Source organism: Sporolactobacillus shoreicorticis (assembly GCF_024125445.1).
Lineage (GTDB): Bacteria > Bacillota > Bacilli > Bacillales > Sporolactobacillaceae > Sporolactobacillus > Sporolactobacillus shoreicorticis.
This window is the reverse complement of the sequence record NZ_JAMXWM010000007.1, coordinates 160,885-170,977: the sequence shown is the minus strand read 5'-3', so window position 1 is coordinate 170,977 and position 10,093 is coordinate 160,885. Positions and strand designations below refer to the sequence as shown.

Below are 10,093 nucleotides of genomic sequence, written 5' to 3'. Positions count from 1 at the left end.
CAAGTAAAGAAAGTATATGATTTTACAAAAAAAGCAAGACTGTGGAACAAACGTGCAGGTGCAAGATTCCTTCGGGAGTGCAGGCCAGGGGAGATCCCGCAGGCATTACTTATTTGAGGAGGTTCCCGGACTGCCCGCGAGCGCACCAGTTGATCGCGAGCAACCGGAGCACATTCAAAACCAGGCGCGGATTCAGGACCGGGCGTTTTTTGCCTGGTTTTTCTTATTGATCCGCAAACAACAAATACCTTTATCGTGTTACTAAGATAAAATGATTTGCTTTGACCATTCAGCTATTTGCATGTTTCCTTCCTAAACGGTAAGATTAAAATAAATTTATCGCCACAATTTGCGTCGTTGCAACGATTTTGATCAATGGAGTGAATCTAATGTCTAAGAAAAAGAAATTTGCATTTGCTGCTGCACTGACAGGAGCTGCAGCCGCTGCAGTTACGGCCGGTATGTATTTGCGGCAGGAAGCAGCAAAGCGCAAACCATTTGCAATCGAGGAAATAACTTTAACAGAAATCCAAAAAGCGTTAAAGCTGGGACAAGTCACTTCAAAGGATCTTGTTCAAATGTATCTTGATCGCATTGAACAGTTTGATAAGAGCGGACCGATGCTTCATTCATTCCTAGAGGTGAATCCGGATGCGCTGCACGAAGCTGAGGCTTGTGATGTCAAAAGAACGGTAACCTCTGATATCGGACCACTGTTTGGCGTTCCGGTCATTGTGAAAGACAATGTGAGTACATCAGGTAAAATGCACACAACAGCAGGTTCTGTTGCACTTGAGATGAATCAGGCTGCAGAGGATGCTTTCGTTATTAAACAATTAAAAAAAGCCGGTGCCATTATTCTTGGCAAAGCAAACTTGACGGAGTTTGCAAACTTCATTACCGAAGGCATGCCCAATGGCTACAGTTCCCTAGGCGGGCAGGTACGCAATCCTTATGGCGCCGCTTTTGATGTCGGTGGATCGAGCAGTGGAACCGCCGCGGCGGTTGCCGCAAACTTGGCAGCAGTCGGAATTGGTACAGAGACATCAGGATCAATTATTTGCCCGGCTGCTTATAACTCAGTTGTTGGCATTAAGCCAACAATTGGTCTTGTGAGTCGGAGCGGTATTGTGCCAATTTCTCATAGTCAGGACACGGCAGGACCAATTGCTCGGACCGTTCAAGATGCGGTGCTGCTTCTAAATGCCATTGCAGGAGTTGATGAAGATGATGAAGAAACCATCTGGGGCCAAGGGGATGTCGCAAAGGACTATTCGATTTTTTTGAAACGAGGAGAACTGAAAAACGCCCGACTAGGGATTGATCGACGCTATTTGGATTCAGTCAGCGACGAAAAAGCAGAAATCATTAATCATGCACTGGACATCATGCGTGAAAAAGGAGCAGTAATTGTTGATCCGGCGATTATTCCTTCGACTGATACGCTTGAAGAACGAAAATCGTCGGTCATGATCCGTGAGTTTGCCTATGACATGAATCAATATCTTGAGAACCTTTCGGATCATGTACCTGTTCACAGCATCTCTGAACTCATTGCTTATAATCGTGCACATTCGGATAAAGCGCTGAGGTACGGGCAAACGCTGCTTGAAAAAGCGGATAAACTCAGCAGTGATTTAGGTGATCGTCACTATTTGTCGGATCGCGCGGAAGACTTGCGTCTATCTCGCAAAGAAGGCATTGACGCCGTGGTGAAGACGAGGAAGTTGGATGCACTGATTTTTGCTGATTATCAAGGCTCTGATCTTGCAGCAAAAGCCGGTTACCCATCCATCACTGTTCCGGCGGGGTATACAACTAAAGGCGAACCGATAGGTATCACCTTTGTCGGTATGGCGTTTAGCGAACCGCGATTAATCGAGCTTGCGTTCTCATTTGAACAGGCAACACATTGCCGCGTGAAACCAGCATTATAATTAGCAAACTCCTCCAGAATTTAGTTTCGCAAAGGTGCTCGAATTTTATTGAGCACCTTTTTTCTATCTATTGAATATACTTAATTGGACTGGATGAGGGGGATGTTCATGCCACTTGGAGAAAATACGCAAACGCTGAATCGGGTGCGTTCCGCAGTTCAACGTGCTCGTTTTATGAATTCTTGTTTTAGAACACTTTTTGACGGGGCGAAAACAAAACGAGAACGTCAAGAGCTTCGTGCACTTCAAAAAAACGAAGCACGAATCGAAGAAGGCTTCTGCGTAATTTATGAATCAATCAGTGGTGGAAAACCGTTGGTCGGTATTGATGCGAATACTGATAACACACAGCCAAGAACTTATCTTGAAGGACTTCGTCATTGCATTGAGCAAGAATTGAGAAATGCTGAATTCTATAGAGAATCAGGGGATAGCGTCTCAGATTCAGAGTTACGTGCCCGCTTTTACAGCGCTGCACTTGATGAGCAGCGGCATGCAGCATGGCTTCACTATTTTTATCTTCTCTATAAGTAATTTATGGGTTCTATAAAAAATGAATCTTTTATGAAAAAGAGCATAGCCGCTTAATCTTGTGGCTGTGCTCTTGGGTTTTGGGGATTATCTTTTTATTTGAGACGGTTGCAGAAGTGCAGGGGATTTCCGAGCACTGAATGTCGCTGATAACGTAAAAACAAGCAATCCCAGCCAAATGAATGAAAACGATAAAAGTTGAATAAAATGAAACGGCTCTTGATACACGACGACGCCGATAATTAACTGCATCGTTGGTGTAATGTACTGAAAAAAGCCAACCATTGTTAGAGAAATACGCTGAGCACCTTCTGCGAAGAAAAGGAGCGGTACGGCTGTTACAATTCCGGTTCCAATTAAAAGTGCAGTAGTCAGCCATGCTCCAGTGCCAAAGGCAGCCGATCCGGATTGTTGAAGAAAAATCAGATAGATGAGTGCTGCCGGAACGATAAACAGAGTTTCAAACGTCAATTCCAGTGAAGGGGCGATATGAATCAATTTTTTTGCCAGTCCATAAAAGCCGAAAGAAAGAGCAAGTGATACGGCAATCCAAGGAACTTGACCAAAATTTACGGTTTGAATCACTACACCTATAGCAGCAAGCGAAAAAGCCGTTAGCTGCCACATCGTCAGCTTTTCTTTAAGAAAAATAATGCCGAGAAGAATGCTGATTAACGGATTAATGTAGTATCCCATGCTTGATTCAATGACATGACCATTATTTACAGCCCATATATAGACAAGCCAGTTAAACGTGATCAGAACAGAAGCCACAAAAACAAAGAGAAGCAGCTTTGCATTCGCAAATAACTTCTTCAATTGTAGTTTAAAATTGCCAAACGAATGTGTGGCAGCGAGCAATACAAGCATAAAGATCAGAGACCAGAAAATACGGTGTGCTAATATCTCTAATGCAGGTATTTGATGAATGGGTATCCAATACAGGGGAAACAGACCCCACATAAAATATGCCGATAACGTGTAAACGGCACCTATCTTCGTTTCTCGATTGTTCATAAAGATGCTGAGCAGAAAGCCGAAGCCATTGCCGAACCCACCTTCCCTTCTTAGATAATCAAGTCAAAAAACAAACCATCTTTTCATTTTATCGGCTTTTCTCGTTGTTGGCTAGAGATTTGTTCAAAAGAGAAATACATAATTTATACATACTCATGGATTGTTGTTTTTTTCTTTCATCAGCTGTTTTTCTGTGAAATTTGCCAGTTCAACATCATTCTGAGCAAAGCCTTCGCCAAACACTTCATGGACATCATTTACCGTAACAAATGCATCAGGGTCGAACTCATGAATTAAACTTTTCAAACGGAAAACCTCATTTCGACTGACGACACAGTAGAGCACATTCATTTTTCTTCCGGTATAGCCGCCTTTGCCATCCATAAGGGTTACACTTCGGTCAAGCAATTTAATAATCTGACCGGCTAAAAGATCGCTTTTCTTAGAAAAAATCATGATTGCTTTCGCTGAATAAGCTCCTTTCTGAATCATATCAATCATTTTCGCACCGACAAATACACCTACTAAAGTGTACATCATCTGCCTGTAATCTAAATAACAGAGTGAAAGTATAATCACAGCAGCATCAATGACAAGCATTGTCTTGCTCATTGCCCATCCAAATTTTTTATGCGTAATGCGTGCGACAATATCGGAACCGCCGGTCGTCCCTCCATAGCGAAAAATAATGCCAAGCCCGCCACCGATAAAAGCACCGGCAAAAAGGGCAGCGAGAAATAAATCATGACGCAATGAAAAATCAAAAGTAATCCAGTGCTGAAATACCAAAAGAAAAAACGAGAGCGAGAACGTACCGATCAGAGTATAGATAAATTCGTTGCGTCTGAAGAATCGCCAACCCGCAAAGAACAGCGGAATATTCAATACAATATTGCTAACTGCCGGGTCGATCGATATCAAATTATATAAGATAAGGGTCAGGCCGGTAACTCCGCCTTCGGCCAGCATATTTTTCATATTAAAATTGACAAGCCCAAACGCATAGATGGCCGCGCCAAGTAAAATAAATAAGACATTCTTTGTTTTGAGATTCAAATTCAACACCTCACGACCTTTCTGTATTCGCAATCTATATCATACGGTTTACTTGGTGATACTTCAATATACCACCATGTACAATACCGTGAACGTTACAGCTGACCATTTTAACATCAGGAAAACAATGGTATAATCCTACTGAAATTCGTTTTGTTGTTTTTGGCATCTGGCCGAATTTCCGTTAAAATAGGAAAAGAGGGGCAGAGGTGAGTACAATTGAGTGAACAAAAGACATTGGACCATTTTCAAAAAGAAGTTGATGCGTACATTGGACAATTTAAAGAAGGCTATTTTTCTCCGCTTGCATTAACGGCACGCCTTACTGAGGAATTGGGTGAGCTGGCAAGAGAAATTAATCATTATTATGGTGAAAAAAAGAAAAAACCGACCGAAGCGGAAAAGACGGTACAAGAGGAACTCGGTGATCTTCTGTTCGTTGTGATCTGCATGGCGAACAGTTTACATATTGACTTAGGACAGGCTTTAACGACTGTACTGGATAAGTTTCAAACGAGGGATAAAGACCGATGGACGAGAAAGACGGACGAAGGGAAGAATGAACGTTGAAAGAAAAAAAAGAAATTCGCGTGGCAGTTGCAGGACCGAGAGGCCGAATGGGTTTGGAAACCATTCATATGATTGCTCAGGCTCCAGAACTCAAGCTTGTGGCTGCTATTGACCGCAGTCATGACGGAGCGCGTGTTGCGGACGTAACAGGGGCTGCGGGATTGGACGGTCTTGTTTACACAGACATTGATGCATGCTTTTCTAAGGAGAACGTTGATGTATTAATCGATTTCACGAATCCGGATGTCGGAAAACATAATTTGCAAAAAGCAATCGACTATGGTGTGCGACCGGTGATCGGTACCTCAGGATTTACCAATGATGAAGTAGACCGTTATCGGAGACAGATGGATGAAAAGAAGCTGGGCGGAATTATTGCACCGAATTTTGCCATTGGTGCTGTTCTGGTTATGAAGTTCAGTCAAATGGCGGCAAAATACTTTCCTGATGCAGAAATTATTGAGCTGCATCATGACAAAAAAAAAGATGCGCCGTCAGGCACCGCAATTAAGACAGCTGAATTAATGACGAAAACACGGGAAGCGAAGCAGCAAGGTGCCTCCGATGAGAAGGAGACACTGCCTGGAGCACGCGGTGCCGATTATGACGGTATGCGTATTCACAGCGTCCGGTTGCCCGGATTAATTGCTCATCAAGAAGTACTTTTCGGGGGCAAGGGTGAATTGTTGACCCTTCGCCATGATTCTATGGACCGGGCCTCGTTTATGACCGGGGTGCATTATGCTGCAACCACCGTAATGGATCTGGAAACACTCATATACGGATTAGAAAATATTCTTGATTAAACAGCTGTTGCAGCTGTTAAGGAGTGAGCAGAATCATGAACATTGCATTGATCGCACATGACAAGAAGAAACCTGAGATGGTAGAATTTACAACTGCTTATTCGTTTTTGCTTGGGCAGCATCAATTGTATGCTACGGGAACAACAGGCTTAAAGGTCATGGAAGCAACCGGATTAAAAGTACATCGGTTCCAGTCAGGGCCACTGGGAGGAGATCAGCAAATCGGTGCGATGATCGCGTCTAATCAGATGGATATGGTTGTCTTTCTGCGCGATCCGCTGACCGCTCAGCCGCATGAACCCGATGTGAATGCGCTGCTGAGATTGAGTGATGTCTATCGAATTCCTTTAGCCACTAATCTTGCTTCGGCTGAGCTGCTGATGCATGCACTCAAGCGTGGAGAAATGCACTGGCGTGAATTAATCCATCAGCAGCAGGAAGACAATTGATCACTAATTAAATGGGGTGTCCCCTTTGACTTTTCCTTTTAAAGATGCAGCTTTTATTCTTGATCGATTGCAAGATCACGGCTTTGAAGCTTATGTCGTCGGCGGTGCTGTGCGTGATTATCTGCTTAACCGCCCGATCCATGATGTCGATATAGCAACGTCGGCGCATCCTGCTGACGTTGTCTCTTTGTTTAAACGAACGGTCCCGATCGGTATCGATCACGGAACGGTTGCAGTTCTGAATAACGGTCACAGCTATGAGGTGACAACCTTTCGCTCAGAATCCGATTACGATGATTATCGTCACCCGAATCAAGTTGTGTTTGTCCTTTCTCTTGAGAAAGATCTGATGCGGCGTGATTTTACAATTAATGCTTTAGCAATGGATCGGGATGGCAAGATCATTGATCTTTTCGAGGGGAAAAAGGATATCAATTGCAAGCGTATTCGAACTGTTGGTCGGGCGGAGGAACGAATCACCGAGGACCCGCTTCGCATGATGCGCGGCATGCGATTCGCTTCCGAACTCTGTTTCACGCTTGGACAGACAGAGCGTCATGCTTTTCATGACAAAGCGGATCTCTTGAAGAAGATCTCAATTGAACGGATTAATCAGGAAATGACGCGATTACTGGCGGGCGAGGGGGTCAGCGACGCACTTGGGCTTCTTTTCGAAACACACTGTATTTATACGTTGCCTATGCTCAAGCATGCGGATGAAAAAAAGGCTGTCAGCATTCATTATAAGAGGCTCCAAAAGGATGAGGAACGTTGGACGGCATTTCTGATCAGCCAAGGAATTGAGGATGTCTTCGCGTTCGCCAAGTCTTGGAAGTGGTCAAACGATGAACGACGTCGTGTCGCTCGGTTGGTCAAATGGACAAAGTATCGTATGAATATGGGGTGGAACAAAGAGTCAGTCTATTTTGCCGGTATTTGTGATGTAAAGGCTATTAATCGTTTATTAGCCTCGTTTGATAAGATTGACGAACAGGAACTTTCCAATCAACAGCTTAAAGCGGATCTGATCTGGGAGAATTGTCCGATTCATTCACGTGCAGAACTTGCCGCAAACGGAAATCATTTTATAAACTGGTCCGGAGAAAAACCGGGACCATGGCTGGCCAAAGCCATTAAAGAACTGGAGCGTGAAGTCGTGAACGGCCGCGTAAATAATGACTTGGAGGCGATTCGTTCATGGTTCGAAAACCGGCAAACTACTCAAAAAAAGCAATCTTGACCTTGTTATATGAACATCGAAACGAATTTTTATCCGGACAAAAAATATCAGAATTGATCGGCTGTTCACGGACAGCGGTATGGAAGCATATCCAATCACTTCTTGAAGAAGGCTTTCTCATCGAATCGGTACAGAAAAAAGGGTACCGGCTGATGCAATCTCCGGACGGACTGAATGAGCCAGCTGTTGCCGCAGGTCTTAAAACGAAACGCCTTGGCCGAACGATTCGTTTTTATGAATCGATTGAATCGACACAAAAAGAAGCATTGCGGCTTGCGGACGAGGGCGCCGAAGATGGAACGGTTGTTCTGACCAATGAACAAACGAATGGCCGTGGACGACTTGGGCACACTTGGCAATCGCAACGGGGGACAAACATTGCGATGAGCATGATCCTGAGGCCGAGTCTCCCTATTGAAAAAACACCGCAATTGACGTTGCTTACGGCTGTTGCCGCAACTGATGTCATTGAAAAAGTGACCGGACTCACTTGTGGTATTAAATGGCCGAACGATATTCTATATAATGGAAAGAAGCTGGTTGGTATTCTAACCGAGCTTCAAGCAGAAGCAACTTATGTAAAAGCGGTGGTCATTGGCATTGGCATCAATGTAAACGGCGATCTGTCAGATCTGCCGGAATCCGTTCGGCAGGTTGCCGGATCACTCGAATTAATAACAGGAAAAAGATACGCACTTGCTCCATTCATTCAGGAATTTTTTGAATGCTTTGAAGCACTATACACCACATATCTCCATGAAGGTTTTCAAAGTATTCGTCCGCTTTGGGAACAACGCGCCTTGAATCTGGGGAACGTGATTAAAGTTCGTAAACCGGGCGGACACATTTTAGAGGGAGTGGCTCGAGGAATAAACAATGAGGGTGTACTGCTGCTACAAAAATCAGATGGAACATTGGCTCAGGTATATTCTGCAGATATCGAGTGGGATAAATAAACCAAAAGCTGATCAGCGAAATTTGACTGGCTTTTTGCTATAATGAGGAAGCCGGATCGGCGGATCTTATTCAGGCTGCATTTCTCAGAAAGCAGCACTTAGATTATCGCTGCCCGAGTTATAATGATTAAGTCTGCCATGATCCGATGAGGACATGGACGGAGGGGCGGGTTAGCTTTATTCTGTTCCGTACCCAAACCTCTTCAAAGACAGGAGGAGGAAATGAAAAATGAATGTAACACATGAAATGCTGCAGCTTACCGATCCTGCGGCATTAAGAGAATTTGTGAAGAGCCAGAAGAGACTGGGAAAATCAGTCGGATTTGTCCCGACAATGGGCTATCTCCATAAAGGACACGCCTCTCTTTTTAAAAAAGCTGCAGAAACTTCGGATGTTGTGGTTGCAAGTGTGTTTGTCAACCCGACACAATTCGGCGAGAAAAAAGATGATTACGATAACTACCCAAAGGACAGCCAAGGAGATGCGCGGCTTGCTGAATCCTGCGGGGTAAACGTGCTTTTTCTCCCGAAAGTGGAGACCATTTATCCCAATGGACAACAAGTAACGGTCAAGGTCAATGAAAAAACCGGTGTTTTATGTGGTAAAAGCAGGCCCGGACATTTTGATGGGGTTGCCACCGTGCTCACGAAGCTGTTTACCATTGTTGCGCCGGACATTGTCTATTTTGGGATGAAGGATGCACAGCAAGTGGCCATTGTCCGCAGTCTGATCGATTCCTTTCATTTTCCAATAAAGCTAATTGCCTGTCCGATTATGCGCGAAGCTGACGGACTTGCAAAAAGTTCACGAAATGTGCGTTTACTTCCTGATGAGCGCCGTGAAGCTCCTGAATTATATAAAGGCCTTCAGGCTGGCTGCAGTGCCATTCGTAACGGTGAAAGAAATTTTGACCGGATCATTGCTTCGGTTCGCAGGTACTATGAGTTACATTTACAATCAGGCGTCGTTGATTATGTTGATGTTCTGAACTACCCTGAGCTGAAACGCGTTAAGGATAAAATGACTGGCCGCATTATTATTGCCATTGCTGTACGTTATGCGAATGCGCGGCTAATCGATAACGTAACCATTGACTGCGGCAATAAGATAAGCGAGGTGGAAGCTCAATGATGCGTCCTTTCTTACGCTGCAAGATACATCGTGCCACGGTCACAGACGCTAATCTGAACTATGTAGGCAGCATCACCATTGATGAGACGCTTCTTCAGGCAGTTGACCTGCTTCCTTATGAAAAGGTCCAGGTAGTGAATAATAATAATGGTGCCCGCCTTGAAACCTATGCTATTCCAGGCCCGAAAAACTCAGGCGTCATCTGTTTGAACGGAGCCGCTGCGCGGTATGCACAAAAAGGTGATGTTTTAATTATTATGGCTTACGCACTGATGAACGAAGCTGAAATTAAAAAAGTCAAACCGGCCGTTGCTGTTCTTGATCAGGAAAATCGAATTGAAAGAATGTTAGATGAAGAAAAGCCAATGGAAATTTTGTGAAATAGGTCATCAAACAAGA

General features: G+C 44.2%; 11 protein-coding genes. 9 read left to right on the top strand and 2 right to left on the bottom strand.

All coding sequences use genetic code 11. The features are described 5' to 3' along the window. Positions 1-389 precede the first annotated feature (389 nt). Both NIE88_RS08370 and NIE88_RS08365 read left to right on the top strand, forming a co-directional pair. Positions 390-1,937 (top strand): amidase family protein, encoded by a 1,548-nt coding sequence (locus NIE88_RS08370; protein ID WP_253061077.1) that lies wholly within the window; start codon positions 390-392, stop codon positions 1,935-1,937. Positions 1,938-2,045: 108 nt separating this feature from the next. Then, positions 2,046-2,471, top strand: coding sequence for a ferritin-like domain-containing protein (locus NIE88_RS08365; RefSeq protein ID WP_253061075.1), 426 nt, complete (start codon positions 2,046-2,048; stop codon positions 2,469-2,471). Between the two features lie 84 nt (positions 2,472-2,555). Here NIE88_RS08365 and rarD read toward each other — a convergent pair whose 3' ends face one another. Both rarD and NIE88_RS08355 read right to left on the bottom strand, forming a co-directional pair. Continuing rightward, on the bottom strand, positions 2,556-3,485 hold the full coding sequence (rarD, locus tag NIE88_RS08360; protein ID WP_253061073.1) for an EamA family transporter RarD: 930 nt from the start codon (positions 3,483-3,485) through the stop codon (positions 2,556-2,558). 153 nt (positions 3,486-3,638) lie between these two features. After that, positions 3,639-4,547 (bottom strand): YitT family protein, encoded by a 909-nt coding sequence (locus NIE88_RS08355; RefSeq protein ID WP_253061103.1) that lies wholly within the window; start codon positions 4,545-4,547, stop codon positions 3,639-3,641. 213 nt (positions 4,548-4,760) lie between these two features. On the opposite strand from NIE88_RS08355, the gene NIE88_RS08350 reads away from it, so the two are divergent. The 7 genes from NIE88_RS08350 (at position 4,761) to panD (ending at position 10,074) form a co-directional block, all read left to right on the top strand. Next, positions 4,761-5,111 (top strand): nucleotide pyrophosphohydrolase, encoded by a 351-nt coding sequence (locus tag NIE88_RS08350; RefSeq protein ID WP_253061071.1) that lies wholly within the window; start codon positions 4,761-4,763, stop codon positions 5,109-5,111. Then, on the top strand, positions 5,108-5,917 hold the full coding sequence (gene dapB / locus NIE88_RS08345) for a 4-hydroxy-tetrahydrodipicolinate reductase (protein WP_290446366.1): 810 nt from the start codon (positions 5,108-5,110) through the stop codon (positions 5,915-5,917). The genes NIE88_RS08350 and dapB overlap by 4 nt, the downstream gene beginning before the upstream one ends. Positions 5,918-5,952: 35 nt before the next feature. Next, positions 5,953-6,366, top strand: a complete 414-nt coding sequence (locus tag NIE88_RS08340) for a methylglyoxal synthase (RefSeq protein WP_253061069.1) — start codon at positions 5,953-5,955, stop codon at positions 6,364-6,366. 25 nt (positions 6,367-6,391) lie between these two features. After that, complete coding sequence (locus NIE88_RS08335; protein ID WP_253061067.1) at positions 6,392-7,606, top strand: CCA tRNA nucleotidyltransferase; 1,215 nt, start codon at positions 6,392-6,394, stop codon at positions 7,604-7,606. Further along, positions 7,564-8,562 carry a biotin--[acetyl-CoA-carboxylase] ligase gene (locus tag NIE88_RS08330; protein WP_253061065.1) on the top strand — a complete coding sequence of 333 codons (999 nt, stop codon included), beginning with the start codon at positions 7,564-7,566 and terminating at the stop codon, positions 8,560-8,562. The genes NIE88_RS08335 and NIE88_RS08330 overlap by 43 nt, the downstream gene beginning before the upstream one ends. A 247-nt stretch (positions 8,563-8,809) precedes the next feature. After that, a complete protein-coding gene (panC, locus tag NIE88_RS08325; protein WP_373689419.1) occupies positions 8,810-9,694 on the top strand; it encodes a pantoate--beta-alanine ligase in 885 nt (294 codons plus the stop codon). Continuing rightward, positions 9,691-10,074 (top strand): aspartate 1-decarboxylase, encoded by a 384-nt coding sequence (panD, locus tag NIE88_RS08320; RefSeq protein ID WP_253061061.1) that lies wholly within the window; start codon positions 9,691-9,693, stop codon positions 10,072-10,074. The genes panC and panD overlap by 4 nt, the downstream gene beginning before the upstream one ends. The last annotated feature ends 19 nt before the right edge of the window (positions 10,075-10,093 follow it).